General features: G+C 70.2%; 18 protein-coding genes and 1 pseudogene. 8 read left to right on the top strand and 11 right to left on the bottom strand.

The features are described from left to right. Positions 1-398 precede the first annotated feature (398 nt). Entirely contained in the window at positions 399-2,417 is a 2,019-nt protein-coding gene (locus C892_RS32745) for a LamG domain-containing protein (RefSeq protein ID WP_338040848.1), read from the bottom strand. Further along, entirely contained in the window at positions 2,395-3,840 is a 1,446-nt protein-coding gene (locus tag C892_RS32740) for a DNRLRE domain-containing protein (RefSeq protein WP_017557466.1), read from the bottom strand. The genes C892_RS32745 and C892_RS32740 overlap by 23 nt, the downstream gene beginning before the upstream one ends. A gap of 391 nt (positions 3,841-4,231) precedes the next feature. Here C892_RS32740 and C892_RS0112370 point away from each other — a divergent pair, with 391 nt between their 5' ends. Further along, the gene (locus C892_RS0112370; RefSeq protein WP_017557465.1) at positions 4,232-5,995 is read left to right on the top strand and encodes a stealth family protein; all 1,764 of its coding nucleotides are present in this window, start codon (positions 4,232-4,234) and stop codon (positions 5,993-5,995) included. 72 nt (positions 5,996-6,067) lie between these two features. On the opposite strand, the gene C892_RS0112365 is transcribed toward C892_RS0112370, so the two are convergent. Further along, positions 6,068-7,348, bottom strand: a complete 1,281-nt coding sequence (locus tag C892_RS0112365) for a purple acid phosphatase family protein (RefSeq protein ID WP_017557464.1) — start codon at positions 7,346-7,348, stop codon at positions 6,068-6,070. A 329-nt stretch (positions 7,349-7,677) separates the two neighbouring features. Between C892_RS0112365 and C892_RS0112360 the strand changes: the two genes are divergently transcribed. Next, positions 7,678-8,361, top strand: coding sequence for a DUF4386 domain-containing protein (locus C892_RS0112360; RefSeq protein WP_026124318.1), 684 nt, complete (start codon positions 7,678-7,680; stop codon positions 8,359-8,361). Here the strand turns inward: C892_RS0112360 and C892_RS0112355 are convergent. The 6 genes from C892_RS0112355 to C892_RS0112330 form a co-directional block, all read right to left on the bottom strand. After that, a complete protein-coding gene (locus C892_RS0112355; RefSeq protein WP_017557462.1) occupies positions 8,343-8,564 on the bottom strand; it encodes a helix-turn-helix transcriptional regulator in 222 nt (73 codons plus the stop codon). The two genes, C892_RS0112360 and C892_RS0112355, sit on opposite strands and share 19 nt — an antisense overlap. Before the next feature lie 2 nt (positions 8,565-8,566). Further along, complete coding sequence (locus C892_RS0112350) at positions 8,567-9,019, bottom strand: hypothetical protein (RefSeq protein ID WP_239647372.1); 453 nt, start codon at positions 9,017-9,019, stop codon at positions 8,567-8,569. Between the two features lie 106 nt (positions 9,020-9,125). Further along, positions 9,126-9,317 (bottom strand): hypothetical protein, encoded by a 192-nt coding sequence (locus tag C892_RS0112345; RefSeq protein ID WP_239647371.1) that lies wholly within the window; start codon positions 9,315-9,317, stop codon positions 9,126-9,128. 192 nt (positions 9,318-9,509) lie between these two features. Then, positions 9,510-10,418: an SAM-dependent methyltransferase gene (locus tag C892_RS0112340; protein ID WP_017557459.1), complete on the bottom strand. Its 909-nt coding sequence runs from the start codon at positions 10,416-10,418 to the stop codon at positions 9,510-9,512. 98 nt (positions 10,419-10,516) lie between these two features. Continuing rightward, positions 10,517-10,744 (bottom strand): hypothetical protein, encoded by a 228-nt coding sequence (locus C892_RS0112335; RefSeq protein WP_017541625.1) that lies wholly within the window; start codon positions 10,742-10,744, stop codon positions 10,517-10,519. A 119-nt stretch (positions 10,745-10,863) separates the two neighbouring features. Beyond that, positions 10,864-11,430 carry a TetR/AcrR family transcriptional regulator gene (locus tag C892_RS0112330; protein ID WP_017557458.1) on the bottom strand — a complete coding sequence of 189 codons (567 nt, stop codon included), beginning with the start codon at positions 11,428-11,430 and terminating at the stop codon, positions 10,864-10,866. 100 nt (positions 11,431-11,530) lie between these two features. Between C892_RS0112330 and C892_RS0112325 the strand changes: the two genes are divergently transcribed. The 5 genes and pseudogenes from C892_RS0112325 (at position 11,531) to C892_RS28860 (ending at position 16,726) form a co-directional block, all read left to right on the top strand. Continuing rightward, positions 11,531-12,454, top strand: a complete 924-nt coding sequence (locus C892_RS0112325; protein ID WP_017557457.1) for an NmrA family NAD(P)-binding protein — start codon at positions 11,531-11,533, stop codon at positions 12,452-12,454. Positions 12,455-12,650: 196 nt separating this feature from the next. Continuing rightward, positions 12,651-13,952, top strand: a complete 1,302-nt coding sequence (locus tag C892_RS0112320; RefSeq protein ID WP_017557456.1) for a hemolysin family protein — start codon at positions 12,651-12,653, stop codon at positions 13,950-13,952. A 45-nt stretch (positions 13,953-13,997) separates the two neighbouring features. Next, complete coding sequence (locus tag C892_RS0112315; RefSeq protein ID WP_017557455.1) at positions 13,998-14,654, top strand: DinB family protein; 657 nt, start codon at positions 13,998-14,000, stop codon at positions 14,652-14,654. Positions 14,655-14,808: 154 nt separating this feature from the next. Next, positions 14,809-15,330 (top strand): barstar family protein, encoded by a 522-nt coding sequence (locus tag C892_RS0112310; RefSeq protein WP_017557454.1) that lies wholly within the window; start codon positions 14,809-14,811, stop codon positions 15,328-15,330. Positions 15,331-15,757: 427 nt separating this feature from the next. After that, positions 15,758-16,726, top strand: a pseudogene (locus C892_RS28860) (methyltransferase domain-containing protein). Between the two features lie 183 nt (positions 16,727-16,909). Here C892_RS28860 and C892_RS0112300 read toward each other — a convergent pair. Then, the gene (locus C892_RS0112300) at positions 16,910-17,548 is read right to left on the bottom strand and encodes a TetR/AcrR family transcriptional regulator (protein WP_026124317.1); all 639 of its coding nucleotides are present in this window, start codon (positions 17,546-17,548) and stop codon (positions 16,910-16,912) included. Between the two features lie 122 nt (positions 17,549-17,670). On the opposite strand from C892_RS0112300, the gene C892_RS0112295 reads away from it, so the two are divergent. Then, positions 17,671-18,459, top strand: a complete 789-nt coding sequence (locus C892_RS0112295; RefSeq protein WP_017557450.1) for an SDR family NAD(P)-dependent oxidoreductase — start codon at positions 17,671-17,673, stop codon at positions 18,457-18,459. 738 nt (positions 18,460-19,197) lie between these two features. On the opposite strand, the gene C892_RS0112290 is transcribed toward C892_RS0112295, so the two are convergent. After that, on the bottom strand, positions 19,198-19,437 hold the full coding sequence (locus C892_RS0112290; RefSeq protein WP_017557449.1) for a hypothetical protein: 240 nt from the start codon (positions 19,435-19,437) through the stop codon (positions 19,198-19,200). Between the last annotated feature and the right edge of the window lie 163 nt (positions 19,438-19,600).

The raw sequence follows: 19,600 nt of genomic DNA, 5'->3' as shown, positions 1-19,600 counted from the left end.
CACCTTCGGCGGGAGCGCTGAAGGAGCGCATCTCCCCCTGACCGTCCAGGGCGAGTTCCACTCGCTCAGGCTCGGGCCAGTCGGCCCCGTCGAGTCCGGTCACCGCCGCCTTGTCCACGGTGTCGTCCGCGGCGATGGCCTCTTGAACAGCAGAATGCCCGTTGATGGAGACATCGTCATCGACATCCGGCCGGTCGTTGAACAGCAGAGCCGATGCGGGTACCGCGAACAGCGAGCCGGCCACGAGGACCATCGCCGTGGCCTTGACTCCGAGCCGGGAGATCGTTCCTCGCCGCCGGGTGCCCGGGCTGCCGGTGGACGGGGTCGCGTTCGCGCTCTCGGGGGGATTGGACACTGTTGGCCTCCACCCCGACGGCCGGAGCGCCGCCGGGGATACCTCAGGGGGATCGCGGGCTCGGGGTCAGAGACTGCTGGGGGAAGGGAGGAACCCGTCGGCGATGGCCTGGACCTCTCTCTTCGAGCACGCCTTGGTAGACGTGGACGTCGTCGATGTCGCCGTTCCACGCGCCGGTCAGCTGTTCCTCGAACTGGGCGGCGCCGATGACCAGGGAGCCGTCGGCATGCCAGGGAGTCTCCTGAACGTCCGTGCCGACCTCGATCCCGTTGAGGTAGAGCGTCATCCGCCCGTCGGTGTGGTCGTAGGTGGCGGCCAGATGCGTCCAGGTCCCCAGTTCGGGCGCCCCTTCCGACAGCGCGCGCGGCCACCCTGAGGCGCCGATCTCATCGGACGGGGCCATCTTGAGCACCCACTGATCCCAGTCGTACGTGTTCTGGTGGCCGAGATAGAAGCCCGAGTGCGCTTGGCCGTCCTGCGACAACGCGGTGGAGTTGGTGCCGGTCTCATCGAGGCGGACCCACGCGGCGACGGAGAAGCTACGGTCGGTCCGCACCGCCGACCCGTCCGTGGTGAAATGCTCGTCCTGGCCGTTCAACGTGGCCCCATCGCCATCTTCCGGCCACACGGTGGAGGGATCGCCGTGCAGGGCGGCGTCCAAACCGTGGTCCGAGGCGTCGGCGGCGGTGGTCCCGTCGGTCTCGTCCAGCTGCCAGCGGCCTTCAAGAGCCACCTGGTTGGCCAGGCGCCAGGGCTCGGAGCGCTCCTCGGGGTCGTCGGTGGGGCGTTCGCCGACGACGACCCGGTCCCAGACCCGGACGTCGTCGATGGCGCCAGGCCACGGGTCGGCCGGACCACCAACAAACTTGGCTTCTCCAATCCCTAGGGGACCCTCCGCCGCCCACGGAGTATCGATGGTCTCGGTTGTCTGCTGCTTCACCCCGTCGACGTACAAGGTGGCTTCATTGTTCTCGGGGTCGACCACACCGAGCAGGTGGGTCCATACACCGATCTTCGCTGGCTCATCAGAGACGGCACGTGTCCAGCCAGAGGCTCCCTCTTCGTCCGCGGGAGGGAGCTTAAGCACCCAGTTGTCGTAGTCGTAGGTGGACTGATAGCCAAGGCTGAAGGCGCTGTGCACCTCACCGTCCTGGCTGACCGCAGAGTGATTAGCTGTCTTGTCGTCCAGGCGCACCCAGGCCGAGACGCTGTAGGCACCGGTGGTGTCCAAGACCGGCCCGTCTGTAGCCATGCGTCCACCCGACCCATCGGTGGCGATCGCCGCATTCTCCAGCTGGTGGCGTTCGCCCACACGACCGCGCGTCCACTCCGCGCCTTCCGAGGCCTGGGCAGTGCGCCCGTCATCGATGCTGTCGGCGGCGGTGGTACCCGATCCCTCATCGAAGGTGAAGTGCGCGACCGGATTGCTGGGCGGCGCGACGGTGAAGGTGTGCACCAGCACGCACTCCGAAGAGTTGCCGTGAGCATCAGTGGTGCGGGCGTGGACCAGGTTGGGGCCGTCGTCCTTCGGTGTGATGGTCACCGTGGCGTCTCCGCCCGTTTCGGCGGGCTCGACCTTCGTGGAGCACGAGGCGTCATTGACGCTGTAGTGATAGGCGGCGGCGTCGCCCACCCCGTTGGCCGAGAAGGTGAAGTCGCCCGGTTCGCCCACACCGCCTGCGGCCTCATCACTCTCCGGGTAGTCCTCCGAGGTCACCGTCGGGCCGGTGTCCGGTGCCGAGGTGTCGACCTCGATCCAGCACCAATCGGACCAGGAACCCCAGTCCTGGCCGTCGTGGACGATGGCCCGGTATCCGATCAGCTCGTTCTCAGGAAGGTCCTCGGCGGTGGCGGTGCGGTAGATGCCATCCGGATAGGGCTTGGGATCAGCGTAGGCGGAGTCGGCCTGTCCCACGCGGTCCCCCTCGCCACCGATCCACCACGCGAAGCGGGCCTTGACCTTCTGGCCGGCGAACTTGGTGTCGTAGTCGCGGGCATAGGCGCGCAGCACCGGCGAAGTGGAGTTGATCAGCCGCGGGTCATTCTTGTCGGTGGAGCACACTCCGCCCCAGGGAGTCCGACATCTTCGAGGTCGAAGGCTCGGCCGGCAGGTTGTTGTAGCGGACGACCAGCTTGGGGTCCTTCTCGAACCTGCGCCAGTCCCAGTTGTCACCGGAGACGGTCTCGTTGCCGTACAGGCCGTAGGTGACCGTCTGGTTGTCCGAGGCCGCCGCGGACTCGTAGGCCTGGGTGGCGTCGAACTCCACGTTCTCGCCGCCGCACTCCGGCCGACCGAGGTCGACATTGACGGTGTCCTGCTTGGTCAGCTTCTCGGGCTGGTTGTTCCAGGTCACGCTCGACTTCAGGTAGCGGGTGCGCCATAGTTCGAAGGTGGCGTCGGTGCATCCGAAGGCATGGTCGACCTCGAAGCGCATGGTGGCCGAGTCGATTCGGGTGCCGGACTTCTTGGTGCGTTCGTAGACCTTGAACCGCCAGAACGCGCGCTTGGTGTTTCCTCCTTGCGGCTCGTAGCCCACCCCGGTGTCGTCATCGGAGGAGTTGTAGTAGCTGGTACTGGGGAAACGCTTGTTCACGTAAGCCCAGGAGTGGCGCGCCACGGACACGGAAGGGTCGATGTAGACCGGGAACTCCGTCGACTCGTCGTCGAGCATGTCAGCGTCGGGCTTCAGGTTCAGACGGTCGACCTCCACGTCGGTCTCCACGGCCTCGACGCGTGCGTCCGCCTTGGGAGCGACGGCCTGCTCGGACGCAGTGCGCTCCTCCTTCCCGGAGGAGTCCCACATCTCGGGGGCCGGAGCGGTGAAGACCCGCTCGCCGCCGTTGTCGCCGACCGCCGTGAGGTTGCCGCCGTCGTCTTCGCGCATGGTCACGCCCTGGGTCGCCAGCGCCATGTTCAGCTCGGCAAGCTCCTCCTGCTCGGCGGCCTCACGCGTCTTGACGGCCAGCACCTGCGTGAAGCCGTCGACCGACGCGGTCAGCACGAGGTCCACTCCCGGCAGCACCTCCGGGTAGGTGGCCTGGTCCCCTTCGAGTTCCGGTTCGGGCAGCGCGTCCGGCCAGTCCAGCTCCACGGCGTTGGAACCGATCCCCACCCTGGCCATGGGCTGGTCGTCTCCTCCACCGGAGAAGGCCACCTCTGCCGCGGCCGCCTTGGGCCGCACCGTTCCGTCGCCGGCGTCGGCCAGGTCGGTGTCGACCGGGGCCCACCCGTCGTCCGCGCGGACCCGCTGGGGGACCGGGGAGGTCTCCATAGTGAACGAGCCGTCCGGCTCGGCGAAGACCTGCGTGGTCTCGTCGGTGAAGGCCTCGATCTCGGTCCGCTCGCCCGTCTCCTGAGCGGTCTGCTGGGCCTTTTCCTCTTCCGGGGACAGCTCACCCGGGTCGGCGGCGGCCGGGGCGGCCAGCAGGGAGGCGGACAGTGCGAGGCCCAGTGCGGCGGCGCTCGCAGGTCTTCCGGACGGCATTCGGACACACCTGTTCCAGGTCGGGGGATGCGCCCACCTGGAGCGGGTAAGGCGGACGGCGGTCGTGCGCGGTCGACCGTAGGCGGATCACCACAGAGGCCGCAATGCATGGCATAGATCACACAGGAAACTTTCCTGGCGGATCATGGCGCCGTGTCCTGCGCATCCGAGGATCCACTCAGGTTTCTCTCGAAATTCCCGTGACCACCCCCGGCCACAAGCGAGACCGAGCCGTTACTCCCGTTATGTCCGCTTCATCTTTAGTTCGTACCGTCCGGTCGGACCTCCTGGTTGTGCACATGACCGGCAGGTCAAAAGCAGTTCCACCCGTTCGACGGGCCGCAGATGAGATGCCGAGGCGCCCTCGCTCCGCCTCCGGAAGGACAGCAGCATGGGCGTGCAGACGCGTATCAAGAGAGCCGGCGAACGGCTCCTCCCCTCCTCGGTCCGGGAACGGCGTGAGGAGGAGCGGCGCCGCGACCGCGCGGCCGCCGAGGAGCGCAAGCGTGCCGAACGCATCGCCCGCAGGCGCCGGGCCCTGCTGGACTCCGACGAGCGCCTGCGCACCTTCACCGGCCCCGACGGCCGGGAGCTGATCGGACTCGTCCCCGACTCCTTCACCTCGCACCAGGCCGCCGCCGACAACCTACGCCTGGTCACCGAGGCCGCCGTGCGCGCGGGCGTGGACTACTTCCTCGTGCCCGGCCGCTCCCGGACCCGGCACGTGGTGGGCCTGCGCCGCGCCGACAAGAAGACGTTCCTGGACGCCATGCGCGAGCTGTACCGCCAGGCCCCGGTCTACGCGGCCAAGCCCGCCTCGGGCGGCGCCCTAGAGGCCGGCCCCGCCCTCTACGCGGAGGGCGCCCTCCCCGAGGAGGTCAAGAAGTCCGCGGTCATCCGGTTCGGCCGCTACCTCCTCGGCCCCGCCGACCAGCTCCTCGCCGGCCTGGAGCACGGGTGCGACGTGGAGTTCTGGCGCGACGGGGAGAAGCTCCTGGCCGACCCCGCCTTCGAGGACAAGTATGCGCGGCTGCGGGTCCAGGCCCCCGAGGACGTCCTCTCCCGCTCGTGGGTGGCGCCGCGCCGCAACAAGGTCGCCGACGTGCTCCCCGCCGACCAGCGCGTACCGGCCACGGTGCCCGTCGCCGGCCGTCCCCACCCCACCTTCGAGCCCTTCACCCGCCCCCGGGTCGACCAGGTCGACTTCCCCATCGACGCCGTCTACACCTGGGTCGACGGGGACGACCCGGACCTGGCGGCCAAACGCGTGCACCACCGGGGAGAGGCATCGGACATCGCCGCCCACGGTGCCGGCGCCTCCCGGTACACCAGCCGTGACGAGCTCAAGTACTCCCTGCGCTCCCTGCACGCCTACGCGCCGTTCATCCGGCACGTCTACATCGTCACCGACGGGCAGACACCGGACTGGCTGGACACGTCGGCAGACAGGGTCACCGTGGTCGACCACCGCGACATCTTCACCGACCCCGACGCGCTCCCGGTGTTCAACTCCCACGCCATCGAGACCCAGCTGCACCACATCACCGGGCTCAGCGAGCGCTACCTGTACCTGAACGACGACGTCTTCTTCGGGCGCCCGGCGGCCGCCGAGGACTTCTTCCACGCCAGCGGAATCGCCAAGGTGGCCCCCTCCCCCTTCCAGTTCGGGCTCGGGGAGCCGCACCCCGACGAGCCCGCGCCCAACTCGGCGGGCAAGAACGTCCGCACACTCCTGGAGGCCGAGCATGGCCGGTTCATCACGCACAAGTTCAAGCACGTCCCGCACCCCCAAAACCGCGAGGTAATGGGCGAGCTGGAGAAGACGTTCGCCGCATCGGTACAGGCGACGGCCGCCTCCCGCTTCCGCTCGACGGGCGACATCGCGATGACCGCGACCCTGCACCACCACCACGCGCTGCTGACCGGGAGGGCCGTCCCCGGCGAGCACCGGCTCCGCTACGTCGACGTGGCCGCCGACGACGCCGAGGACCGCCTGCACGAGCTGCGCACCGAGCGCGCCCATGACTTCTTCTGCCTGAACGACGTCGACACCCCGCCTGAGCGCCGAGAAGAGGTCGACCGCACGGTGCGCCGCTTCCTGGAGGACTACTTCCCGTTCCCCTCCCCCTGGGAAAAGGACGGTTCTCCGCGATGATCTCGGGGATCCTGGGGTTGTACCGGCCGGTATAAGGCCGACTTCCCCGAGATCACCGCGGGGTGGGACCGGCTACGGAAGCTCGTCGGTGACCTGCTTGCCGCCGGCGTCCTTGGTGATGCTGAAGCGGTCGATGACCTCGCCCTCGCGGGTCTTGGAGACGTAGTCCAGGCGCGACCCGTCGACCTCGACGACCTGGTAGGTCTGCGTCTCGCCGCGCTGCACCCGCGCCTCGGCTCCGTTGTCGGTCCAGTTGGCGTCCGTGACGTCGTACATCTTGGGCCCGGTCACCGCCACGACGTAGACGGGACCCGTCTGCACGTCGGGGTCGTCGGTGCGGTTGGCGACCATGTTGCCGCGGCCGTAGCTGTGGTCGTGCCCCTGGAGCACCAGGTCGACGTCGTACTCCTCGAAGACGTCCAGCCACATGTCCCGCAACTTCCCGTTGTCGCGGCCGGGGGTGTTGGAGAAGACCGGGTGGTGGAAGGTGACCACGGTCCAGGGGTTGGGGTTGTCCTCCAGCACACCGCGCAGCCAGGCGGCCTGGTCCTCCAGCCAGTCCTTGGTGTCGAACCACGGGGCGTTGCGGTAGTTGGCGTTGAGCACGACGAACCGCACGCCCTGGTGGTCGGTGTAGTAGACGGTGTCCTCGAGGTCGTCGTCGTCGGGCCCGTTGCCGGCGCCGGGGAACTGCAGCGGCCAGTGGTCGGTCACGCTCCACCCGGAGTACTCGTGGTTGCCCGGGGCGGCCACCTGGTTCATGGTGCCGGTGGCCTCCTGGCCGAAGGCGCCGAACCACTCGCCCCATTCGTCGTCGCTGCCGCCGGAGTTGACCAGGTCGCCGGCGTGGACGGCCAGGTGGGCGTCGGGGGCGTCGGCCAGGGCGGCCTCGACGGTGGGGGCGGCGCCGCTGGTGATGTCGTTCTGCACGTCGCCGAAGTAGAGGAAGCGGAACGGGTCGTGCTCTTCGGCCGCGGTGGTGAAGGTGAGCCAGTCGCCGAAGGAGGAGCCGTCGGCCGAGCCGACCCGGTAGCGGTAGTCGGTGCCGGCCCGGAGGGCGTCGGCGGTGGCGCGGTAGTGCACGCCTTCGGTGCTGCCGGTGCGCTCGCCCTCGACGCGGCGGACCTGCCCGGGGTCGGATTCGGGGGCGATCTCCAGGACGGGGGCGTAGTCGTCGGCGGAGCGCCAGGTGACGGTCTGGGAGGTGGACTGGTCGGCGGTGGGCGTCAGGGTCGTGCGCTCGGGGGCGGAGGCGGCCTGGACCGGGGAGGCGGCGGCGAGCGCGAGGGTCAGGGCGGTCGTCACTGCGGCCCCGCGCCGGGCGCCGGCGCGGGACAGGGGGGATAGGGCCATGTCTCCTCATCCACACGGGGACGATGCGGTCCTACGTGACGGTAAGGAGGGCGGGGTAATCCCGGATGAACGGGTGGAGGACGGGACGGTTCACTCGGCCGACGCCCGCCGGACCCGCCAGGTCGGGGGCGGTGCGGCGGAATCGCCGTCCTTCCCGGTCCGGCCCGGCGGCCGTCGCGGCGCGCCGAACGCCCCCTGGGGCCCTCGTCGGTGCAGGCGTAGGCACGACGGTCTTCCGCCTTGACCGAAGCATGTAAAAAAATCTGGACATCATGTCAAAGGTGTTTTACATTGACGGTGTTCCCTCCACCACTGAACGAGGAGCCCCCGTGAACACCTCTCCCCCTCCCGTGCGACCCCTGCGCACCCCGTCCCTCACGGCCGGCGCCGCATTGATCCTCATGGCCGTCCTCGGCGTCTTCGGCAGCGTCGTGGTGGTGCAGGGGCTGGTCACCCCCGGCGACGCGGTCCGCACCGCCACCGACATCGCCGCAGCGCAGACCCTGTTCCGCTCCGGTGTGGCGGCCCTGATCGCCGTGGCGGTGCTCGACGTGGTCGTGGCGGCCGCCCTGTACTCCGTCTTCGAGAGCGTGAACCGGGCGGTGGCGACCGCGGCCGCGTGGTTCAGAGTCGCTTACGCCGCCGTTCTGATGGCGGCGACCGGACACCTCGCACTGGTGGTGGACCGGCTCGACGAACCCGAGGCGGTGCTGGCGGCGACCGAGGTGTTCGACTCGGTGTGGGGGCTGGCACTCGGCGTCTTCGGGGTCCACCTGCTCATCATCGGGTGGCTGGCCGTCAAGGCGGACTTCATCCACGCGGCGTTCGGAGTGCTCCTGGTCGTGGCCGGTCTGGGATACCTCGCCGACAGCCTGGGAGCGGTCCTGTTCAGCGGCTACGCGTTCCAGGCGGCGGTGTTCACCTTCGTCGGAGAGATCGCCCTCATCGCCTGGCTGCTCGCGAAGGGCTCCCGCGTCGTCCTGCCCGTCCGGGTTCACTCCTGGTCGGGATAGGCGAACACGTCGTCGACCGTCGCGCCGAAGACCCGGGCGATCTGAAAGGCCGTCTCCAGGGAGGGCGAATAGCGCCCCTGTTCGATCGCGATGATCGTCTGGCGGGTCACCTCGACGCGGTCCGCCAGCTCGGCCTGAGTCATCCGGCCGTTGGCGAACCGCAGCTCCCGAATCCGGTTGGTCACCTTGGTCGGCCTGGCCACGGCTACAGCCCCCGCCGGTAGAACACGAGTTTCGCGGCCGAGGACACGGCCGCCGAAAGCACATAGGCGAGGTAGGCGGCGTGGGCGATCCAGAAGTACGCGGCTTCGAGCATCGCCAGGGCGAGGGGTGCGATCATCGCCGCGCCCAGCACGATGAAGCCGACGCGCTCCCCCCGGCGGTCGATCTCGGCATCGCGCTCGTCACGGCGGTCCCACCCCTTGCGCGGCGGCCGGACGAAGAACATGTTCGCGACGAGTCCGGCACCGATCGCGACCAGCAACGGAGCCTGGAATTCGCCTTCGACCGAGCGGGCCGGGCCCGGCCCGGCCAGGACGGCGGCGACATAGAGCGAGGGGACCAAGAGGGCCGTCACGAGGTAGGCCCACGTGCGCCGCTCCCCGTAGGGCATGGCCGCCTCCCGCTCTTCCTTCTCCCCGCCGACCAGAGGCGCCACGAAAGCACAAGGCGACCGAAATGTCAAGGATCTTTGACATTGGCGCACCCAGGCCACCGCGCCGGGGAGGCCGACGCCCGCCGGGCCCGCCAGGTCGGGGGCCGGGTCAGCCGTCGAACAGCATTCCGATCGGCACGACCACTGACAGGACCACAGCCAGGGCCCCGAACACGAAAAGGAACCCGCCTCCCCAGTACCGGTGCATCGCCTGGCTGAAGCGCCCGCCCCGCGGGAGGGTCTCGAAGAGGGTGACCAGCTCCATGTAGCGGTCGAAGCGACAGAAGATGAAGCGCCCCATCCACATACAGAAGAGCCCGACCAAGAACGCGCCGACGAACTCCATCCGCCCTTCCAGGACATCTCGACGTGAGCGGCCGCCTGGGCATGCCTCTACGTGTCCCCGGCGGCGGGGAGACACCCTCTCATCCGTCCGCCCGCACCGGTGACGGCGGAGTAGGGCGGCGCCCCCTTGCGCTGCGACGTCGGGAGGTCAGGGCTTGCGGGCCAGGCCGCAGTACTGGGCGACGCGGTCCGACGGGCGGACGATGCCCTCGGGGCGCCAGTCGGTGCAGGAGACCACGCCGGGTTCGAGCAGTTCCAGGCCGTCGAACATCGCCTCGATGTCGGCGGCGCTGCGCAGGAGGAGGGGTGTGGAACCGCCCTCGTTCCAGATGCGGGCGCCGCGCTCGGCGTTCTCCTTGCGCACCTCGGCGGTGCTCAGCGACAGCGCCAGGAGGCTGCCGGGCGGGACCGCGTCCATGACCTCGGTGATGATCCGGCGCGCCTCGGCGTTGTCGGGGACGAACTCCAGCACCGCCAGGAACATCACCCCGACCGGTTCGTCCAGGTCCAGGGTGCGTGCGGCGCCGTCCAGGACGGTCCGCGGCTCGCGCAGGTCGGCGTGGAGGTAGTCGGTGGAGCCGGGGGCGCCGTCGGTGAGCCGGGCCGTGGCGTGGGCGTGCACCACCGGGTCGTTGTCGACGTAGACCACGCGGGCGCCCGGGTCGGTCCGCCGGGCGATCTCGTGGGTGTTGCCGGGCCCGGGGATGCCGGTGCCGATGTCGAGGAACTGGCGCACCCCGTGCTCGGCCGCCATGCAGCGCACCGCCCGCGCGAGGAACCCGCGGTCGGCGCGGGCGTTGGCGGCCATGTCGGGGATGGCCTCCAGGACGCGGTCGCCCATCTCCCGGTCGGCGGCGAAGTTGTCCTTGCCGCCGAGCCAGTAGTCCCAGATGCGGGCCGGGTGGGAGACGGTGGTGTCGATGTCCGGGGCGGGCCGCCCCTCACCGCCGGAGACGTCGGCGGCAGGCTTCATCCAGGCGGGGCTGTGCGGGCTGTGCGGGCTGTGCGGGCTTTCCGGGCTGTGCGGGGCGTACGGGCCGGCGGGGCCGTCGGTCATGCGGGGTCCGTTCCGGTGGGGGGTGAGACGCCGGTCCTGGGGAGCCTAATGGTGTCGGCAGGCCTGCAGGGGGCCGATTCCGGCCACATGGAGGCGGTTCAGACCTCCGCGACGTCCTCGGCGTGCCGGTCGACGAGGTCCTCGGCCTCGTCGTGCGGGACGTCCCGGTACTCCCAGGCGCAGTTGCAGCAGCGCAGGGTCACCGTGGGCGCGTACTCGTACCGGGAGGCACCGCGCGGCCGGGGCACGAGGCTGCGGGTGCCGGACTTGATCACCCAGTGCCCGTTTCCTGCGTTCCACTGGACCGAGTAGGGCTCGACGGACATGGCCAACCTCCCGGGATGGACCAGGGTCTGTGGAGGGGAAGACGGTCCCCGGAGGCTCAAAGGTTGCCGCCTGCGGTGTGCGATCGCCGAGACGGCAGGGCGGGGCCCCGGTGGGCGGGTCAGGCCGCCGGGCTCAGGCCGGCCACGGACATGCGGAAGAGGCGGTCCGCCGCTTCCGCGGGGTCGGGGTGCTGCTCCGTGGCCAACGTGATGCCGACGATCAGCGTGATCAGGTCCGCGACGGTGGTTCCCTCCGCCACCGCCCCCTCCTGCACGGCTCGGCGCAGCAGGGGTTCGGCGGCCTCCTCGATCGGCGCCGAGCAGGCGTTCTCGTGCACCGAGTCGGCCCCGGCCCCGTCGTAGGCCAGCGCGGCCGCCAGACCCCGCGCCGCGACGCAGTAGGCGACGAGCTCGCCCAGCCATTCCAGGAGGGCGCTCCGGCCGTCGCCCGCGCCGGCCAGCTCGCGGGCGCGGTCGGCCAGTGCCGCGATGCGGCTCCGGGAGACCGCCTCCAGCAGTGCGCGACGGCTGGGGAAGTGCCGGCGCACGGTCGCCGAGCCGACGCCGGCGGTGCGGGCGATCTGCTCGAGGGAGGCGTCGGCGCCGTGGGCGGCCACCTCCTGCTCGGCCACCGCGAGGATGCGCGCGTAGTTGCGCCGGGCGTCCGAGCGCTGCTGCTCGGGCATGGCGTCACCTCCGTGGTTGCTAAGTGGCGGGGCCCGCCATATCGTAGCGCAAGCGAAACGGCGGGCCCCGCCGTTTTGCTTCGAGCACCTGAGGAGAGCCATGTCCGCAGACTCCGCACCCGTCCTGGTCACCGGCGCCACCGGCAGGCAGGGCGGCGCCACCGCACGCGCCCTGCTCACGGCGGGCGTGCCCGTCCGCGCCCTGGTGCGCGACCCGGCCACGGCCGGGGCCGGGGCCGTCGAAGCGCTCGGCGCCGAACTGGCCGTCGGCGACCTGCACGACCGTGATTCCGTGGTCCGCGCCGCCGAGGGCGCCCGCGCGGTCTTCTCGGTGCAGATGCCCGCCATGGACGCGGAAGGCGTCGACTTCGAGGGAGAGGCCGCCCAGGGCATCAACCTCATCGAAGGCGCGAAGGCGGCCGGAGTGCCGCAGTTCGTGCACACCTCCGTCAGCGGCGCCGGTCAGCACACCGGCGCGCCTGGCTGGGCCGAAGGCCGCTGGTCCTACATGGAACCCGCCCTGGGCGCCAAGAGCGCGATCCAGGACCGGCTCCGGGAGGCCGGCTTCGCCCGGTGGACGCTCCTCAAGCCGAGCTTCTTCATGGACAACTTCCTGCCGTCCATGGCGTACCTGTTCCCGCGCGGCATCGACGGCGGCCTGGTCTCCGTCCTGCGGCCTGAGACCCGGGTCTCCTTGACCGCCGTGGACGACATCGGCGCGGCGGCGGCCGCGGCCATCGCCGAGCCCGAGCGCTTCGACCGGATCGAGCTGGAGCTGGCGAGCGACTACCTGTCGATGACGGAGATCGCCGACGTCCTCTCGCGCGCGCTGGGAACGGCCCTGTCCGCGCCCGACATGACCATGGAGGAGGCCGAGGCCGCCGGCATGCCGGCGATGGGGGCCTCGCACGCGTGGTTGAACGCGGTCGGCCAGCCGGCCCGCCCGCAGTATGCGAGGGACCTCGGCATCGCGCTCACCGGCTTCGAGGAATGGGCGAAGGACCACATGCGGGCCGACGCCTGAGGTCGCGCCTGACCTAGAGGGGGTGAGTGGGTCGGCTCAGAGGTGAGCCGCTCAGGGCCGCTCCGCTTCCCCGTCATCGCGCTTCAGGCGGCGCGGGTCCAGGTCGACACGCCGGAGACCTCGGACGCCGGAGAGAACGCCGCCGCCTCTTAACCTGGGACGACGATCGCGCACCGGGCCAGGGCGGGCTGCACTGATGGACCTCGACACACTCGTCAACCTCGGTCTGGTGCTGGCGTTCGTCCTCTTGGGAGGCGTCTTCGCCGGGACCGAGCTGGCGCTGGTGTCGCTGCGGGAGAGCCAGATCCGCCAGCTGGAGAAGCGCGGACGGCGGGGCGCCAAGGTCGCGGCGGTCGCCCGCAACCCGAACCGGTTCCTGTCCGCGGTCCAGATCGGCGTCACCGTCACCGGGTTCTTCTCAGCGGCCTACGGGGCCTCGACGCTGGCCCCCGACTTCGCCCCGCTCCTGGTGGAGGCCGGCCTGCCCGAGCCGCTCGCCGCCGGGCTCTCGCTCGTCGCGCTCACCCTGTTCGTCGCCTACCTCTCGCTGGTGCTGGGCGAGCTGGTGCCCAAGCGGTTCGCCCTCCAGCGGGCGGCCGGGATCTCGCTGGTGGTGGCGCCGCCCCTGGACCGGTTCGCCACCGCGATGCGGCCGGTCATCTGGCTGCTGTCGGTCTCCACCGACGCGGTGGTCCGCCTCTTCGGCGGCGACCCCTCGGCCAAGAGGGAGGACGTCAGCCGCGAGGAGCTGCGGGAGATGGTGACGGCCAACGCGGACCTGGCCACCGACGAACGGGAGATCGTGGCCGACGTCTTCCAGGCGGCGGACCGCTCGCTGCGCGAGGTGATGCGCCCGCGGGTGGAGGTGGAGTTCCTGGACGCGGACATGGAGGTCGCCGAGGCCGCGGCGCGGGTCGCCGACCGCCCCTACTCGCGCTACCCGCTCAAGGGCGAGGACATCGACGACATCGTGGGGTTCCTCCATGTGCGCGACCTGCTGTCGCACCACGGCGGCGGCGGGCCGCTGAGGGGCATCATGCGCCCCATCCCCGCGCTTCCCTCGACCAACAAGGCCCTGGCGGCGCTGGGGCAGATGCGCGACGCGCGGACCCACATCGCGGTGGTCGTCAACGAGTACGGCGGGACCGACGGGATCGTCACCCTGGAGGACCTGGTGGAGGAGCTCGTCGGGGACATCCGCGACGAGCACGACCTCGAAGGGCCGCCCGCCGGGACCGAGAACGGGTCGGGCACCTACGATGCCGGGCTGCGCCTGGAGGAGTTCGCCGAACAGGCCGGGTTCGCCCTGCCGGAGGGGCCCTACGAGACGGTGGGCGGACTGGTCATGCACCGGTTGGGGCGCATCCCGGCCGAGGGCGACGCGGTGACGGTGGAGGGGCGGGTCATCACCGTCGTGCAGACCAGCGGCAACCGCACCCGGCTGGTGAAGGTGGCCGGCCCCGCCTCCGAGGCCTCCGGGCCCTCCGAGCGCCCGTGAAAATGGGGGTGTGGGCGCCGCCGGGGTGACTGTACGGTCCCTTCCATGAACCGACCCGCCGAGCCCGGCCCTTCCCGCTCCCCCGTCACCGCCGACGATGTCGACCACGCGGTCCACCTGGCCGTCGACACGCTCGCCCAGGCGCCCCCGGACAGCTGGGACGCCAAGGCGGGCTCGCTGGAATGGGACTGCCGGGAGACCGTCGATCACACCGTCCAGGCTTTGTTCGGCTACGCCGTCCAGCTCGGGCCGAGGACCCCGCCCGTGGAGGACAAGGTGCCCCTCTCGCGCACGGCCCGCCGGCCCGGAGGACCGGCGAACGCCCTCCACGCCGACCGCGACGCGGGCGCGGCGGGCCTGCTCCAGGTATGGGAGGCCGTCGGAGCGCTGGTGGCGGCGATGGTGCGCACGGCGCCCCCGCACAAGCGCGCGTACCACGTCTACGGTGTCTCCGACCCCGAAGGGTTCGCCGCGATGGCGGTCGTGGAGACCCTCGTGCACGCCCACGACGTGGCCGAAGGCCTCGGGGTGGAGTGGGACCCGCCCGCCGACCTGTGCGCCCGCGCCCTCGCCCGCCTCTTCCCCGGTGCCCCCGAGTCCACCGACCCCTGGCCCACGCTGCTATGGGCCACCGGCCGCACCGAACTCGCCGGACGCCCCCGCCTGACCGAATGGCGCTGGCACGGCGAGCCCCGGGAGTAGGGCCAGACCCCGGGAGCACAACGGGGCGGGTCGGCGGCGGAGTGGCACATGCCACCGCCACCGGCCCGTAATGAATGGTCTTCTGGACCGATAACTCAGCCGCCATCCGGTTATCGTGGGGAATACGAGCATTTCCCCGCAGGATGGAAGACCCGTGATCGTCGATCTCACAGACGAAGATGTCCAGCCGAACGCACTCGCCGTGGTTAAAGATGGGATATCACTCATCTCTCAAGGGCGGGACGGACCGATTCTGGTTCCTCAAAGGGAGCTGCACGTCACCGACTGGGCGGAGTTCGTGCGCGACTTCCCCGCCGACGCACCTGGGATCGAAGAGGCGTTGACCGAGGCCCGGAGAATCCCCTGGGCCACCGTGAGCCTGACGGACACGCATTCCGAGATCGAGGCGACGATCGACGTCGGATACGTATCCAGCTCACACCGCCTTCACATGATCCTCAAACTCGCTCTCGGGTTCCCGGATATGTACGGACACAACTGGAATGCGTTCTGGGACGCCATCACGGGGCTCGTCCCCATCCCGGGGCGCATCCGCCTGTGCGGCTGGTCCGAACTCGTGGAAACCCTTCCCGACGACGCGCATCTCCTGCACGAACAGTTTCTCCGCTATCAAGAGGAGCAGCCGGGCAAGCTTTACGTGGAGTATGTCGACTGACTCCCTCCCGGCCGAGCCGACCATGTCGAGAGGGCATCGCGTGGCCGTGTACGGACGAAGGCGGTGACGGCCTGCGATCACCGGGTTACCGTGATCGAGAAGCCGTCCCCTCCGGGAAGAACTCCATGATGTCGGGGAAGCACAGCGATGAGGACGTTCCTCGCGACGGTGGCAAGGGACGGGGCGGCGACGGCCAGGACCCGAACAAGTGACCGAAGTTCCAGGGGCGCACGTCGCCCGTGCCCTCACGGCCAAAGGCGAACTACTCGATCCGGCGTGGCACCGAGCCGTACTCGCCGTGCCGCGAGAAGCGTTCATCCCCGACACCGTTTGGGTCCGCACCCGGCGCGCGGGCCACACCGTGTTCGCGCCCTACCCGCGCACCGACTCCGACGTGTCCCGGTGGATCCACCAGGACTACGCCTTGATGACCCAGGTCGACGACGGCGAGCCCGCCGGCCCTGACGGCACCGGCATCGTGCCGACGAGTTCCCTATCCCAGCCCTCCCTCGTCGTGGCCATGCTCCAAGCGCTCGACGTCGCCGACGGCGAGCGGGTTCTGGAGATCGGCACCGGCGCCGGCACCGGCACCGGGTAAAACCTGGCGCTCTTGTGCGAACGGCTCGGCGATGACCGGGTGGTCTCGATCGAGGTCGACCCCGGCGTGGCCGAACAGGCGCGGCGCACGCTCGGCGAGCTGGGATACAAACCCGTCATCCTCACCGGCGACGGGGCGTCCGGAGCCCCGGACCACGGCCCCTTCGACCATGTACTGGCGACCGTCGGCGCCAAACGGCTCCCCCCTGCGTGGCTGGAGCAGGTGCGCCCCGGTGGTCGGGTGGTCGTCCCGTGGGGGCCGGGGTTCACGTCGGCGGCGCTGCTGAGGCTGGTCACCGACGAAGGGGGCCGGGCACACGGGCGGCTTCTCCGGGACGCCGCCTTCATGTGGCTCCGCGAACAGCGGCGCACCGTCGACTCCTGGCGCGACCACATCGACGAAGACGCCCCCGCCGGCACGACCGCGGGCACGACCACTCTGAATCCCAGGGTGGCGGCCGACCCGGATCCCGGCTGGGGCGTGGTGGTGGGGCACCTCGTTCCCGAGCTGGTCGCCCACGTGGCCGAAGCCGCCGCCGACACCGAGGCCGCGGGCGAAGCGACGGTGCGCCTGTACGACCGAGCGGGATCGTGGGCGATCGGCGAGTACTCCCCTGCCGACGCTTCCTACGAGGTACTCCGGTCCGGCCCTCGGGGCCTCTGGGCGGAGGTCGCCTCAGCGCGCGCCGTCTGGGAAGCGGCCGGGCGCCCCGGGCGCGACCGGCTCGGGGTGACGGTCCACCCCGACGGGCGCCAGGAAGTGTGGGTGGACGCCCCGGAGAACGTGCTGGGCGTGTGATCCCGCCGCCGTTCCGGGGCCGGCACTGTCCCGTTCCGTGCGCGCCGACCACCCTGAAAGCCCCTCTCCCGGAAAGGACCGCGTGATGGGCCTGCACAAGGCCCCCGCCGAGTCCGACTCGAACAAGCCCGACAGCCGATCCCCTCTCGGGTGGTCACGCAGAGCGGTCGGGCGCCCGGTGTCTCAGGCGCCGCGGGTCCCTGGCGCGCCGTATCGGGCGAGCATGGTCAGCACCGCTTGGTCGACCGCGTTGGCGACGGCTGTGTCGTCGGGTTCCCAGCGTGCGAGCAGCATCCGCGGCCAGAACACGTAGTTGGAGATCATCCCGAGGAATTGGGTCGCCGCCGTCTCCGCATCGTCGAGCCGGGCTGTACCAGCGGCGTTCTCCGCCGCCAGGTAGCGCCGGACCGATTCGAAGTAGGGCATCTTGCCGAGCCTGAACTGGGTCTCGCCGAGCTCCGGGAAGCGCGGCACCTCGGCGATGACGATGCGGAAGAGGGCGGCCATGCCGGGTTGGGTGAGGAGGGCCGCGTATCGGTGTCCGATGGCCTCAAGCCCTGCGTGGAGGTTCCCCGGCTCGGGGAGGGGCGCCTCCTCGTCATCGACCTTCCAGTATTCGGCGACGATCGCCTCGAACAGGGCCGCCTTGCTGGTGAACTGCTTGAACAGGGTCGCCCTCGACACTCCGGCCGCCTCGGCGATGCGGGCCAGCGAGGTTCCGTCGTACCCGGAGTCGAGGAACAGCTTCGTCGCTGCCTCGATGATGGACGTCCGCTTCTGCGCCGCCACGCGCCGGTGGTACTCCGAAGGTTGTGCCGTCATGCCCTCCAGTATGCCCCCCGCTACGAGGTGAGTCACTTGACTCACCTCTACCCCCGACCCTACTCTAAGAGGCGAGGTGAGTCACTCGGCTCGCCATTAACGCACATCCGGAAGGACGCATCATGGGGCGCTATGAGGGCCGGACCGTCATCGTCACGGGCGGAAGCGGCGGCATGGGCAGCAGTCATGCGCAGGGCTACCACGCCGAGGGGGCGAACGTCGTCATCGCCGGCCGCGACGACGACGCCGGCCGCGACCTCGCCGCTCGGCTCGGCCATCGGGCCCTGTCCCTTCACCTGGATGTCACCAGCGAGGACGACTGGGCGGCGCTGGTGCGAGACGTCGAAGACCGCTTCGGGCCGGTCACCGTCCTGGTGAACAACGCGGGCGTCCAGAACCCGGCGGCCCCCATCGAGCACACCGAACTCCGCACCTGGGAGCAGACCTTCCGCGTCAACGTCACCGGCCAGTTCCTCGGCATCAGGGCCGTGGCTCCGTCGATGCGCAAGGGCGGCGGCGGATCCATCGTCAACATCGCCTCGACCATGGCCCACGGCGGCACGGCCTTCTACGCCCCCTACACCGCCAGCAAGTGGGCCGTGCGCGGGCTGACCAGGACGGCCGCGCTGGAGCTGGGGCGGGACGGCATCCGGGTCAACTCCATCCACCCCGGTGTCGTCTCCACACCGCTGATCAACGAACCCACCGTCGCAGGCCAGCCGGCCATCGCCGACTTCTATTCGCCCGACCCCTTCGCCGTCCCCCGCCTCGGCGACCCCGCCGACGTCACCCGCCTGCTGCTCTTCATCACCTCCCAGGACGCATCTTTCGCTACGGGCTCGGAATTCGTCCTCGACGGGGGCCTGCTGCTCGGTCCCGCACTCCGACCCGAAGCCGACATCGCGGCTTGAGCCGGCATCGCAATGGGGAGTGTGCGGTCGCGGACGCCATGGTAGACGGAGGCGGCCCCGCCACCTGCTCCGGCTCGTCCTGGGCCGTTCCCCACTGGATGGCCGCCCGGCATACGGACTGGCAGGTGGTCCTGGGGGCCTGGTCTCCCCCACTAGGCCACGCCTCTTACGAGGGCGCTGAGGGCGATCTGTCCGCAGCCCGGGAGGCCACGGTGACGTGGTCGACCGTGACGGCTCAGGGGCGTGGGCGATCGGAGAGTACGAGCCCGGACCGGGACCTTAAGAGACGGAGGCCTGCGGCTCTCGGGACCTCTGGGAGAAGGCCGCGCCTCCGGCTCGGGGGACCGTCCGCCTCGACGGGCAGCAGGAAGTGTGGGGTGGTGGATCCGCCGGAGAACGTGCTGGCCGTGTGATGCCCACGCCGAGCTAGGGCCGACGCTGTCCCGTTCAGTGCGCGCCGGTTGCCCTGTAGAGCGGATGTCGGTCATGAGAATCCGTCCTCGCTGGGGACCGGGGCAGGGTGGAACGCGGCCCTCTACGTCCGGGCGGCCGGTGAAACCGGCTCCTACAGGAGCATCGACCCCAGAGCGGCGAGGAGCACAGGCACGACCAACGCCAGACCAGCGATAGCACTGTCGTATCGGGTTTCACCAAAAGGATGCTTCTCAAATTCCTGCCAATCTCGACTCCGTCATCGACCGATACAGGAGCGGGCCCATCGGCTCTGGCGACGGCGTGTTAGCGCTCTCCAGTCAAGCCGAACATGAACCGTGAACCATGCTCGGCGACCACGTACCCCGCGTCGGATTCATGGATGTCCCACCCCTGTCGCTCCAGGGCTGCGGTCACCTCTCTCAGGGCGTCCGGCCGAGCACTGCCGACGACGATGTCTTCGTTACGGTCCAGAATTTTTTCATCAGCACCACCTGTCGTGGACACGGACTCCGATTCCTGCTGGGAATCCGGCAGCCGCTCCATATCCGCCTCCCCACACGGCCGTGCCCCCGAATCCGATTGTTTCCGGACCCCCAGCGACTCCACCGATGGGCACGCCGACACCTGTGCAGATGGTCAACGCCCCGGCGCCGATCATTGAGCCCTTTTCATCCTGCTTCTCGGAGTTGAAGGACGAGTACGGCTC

It is taken from the genome of Nocardiopsis baichengensis YIM 90130 (genome assembly GCF_000341205.1).
GTDB classification, from domain to species: Bacteria; Actinomycetota; Actinomycetes; order Streptosporangiales; family Streptosporangiaceae; genus Nocardiopsis_A; species Nocardiopsis_A halophila.
The sequence above is the reverse complement of the archived record's forward strand: the minus strand, read 5'-3'. Positions and strand labels throughout refer to the sequence as shown.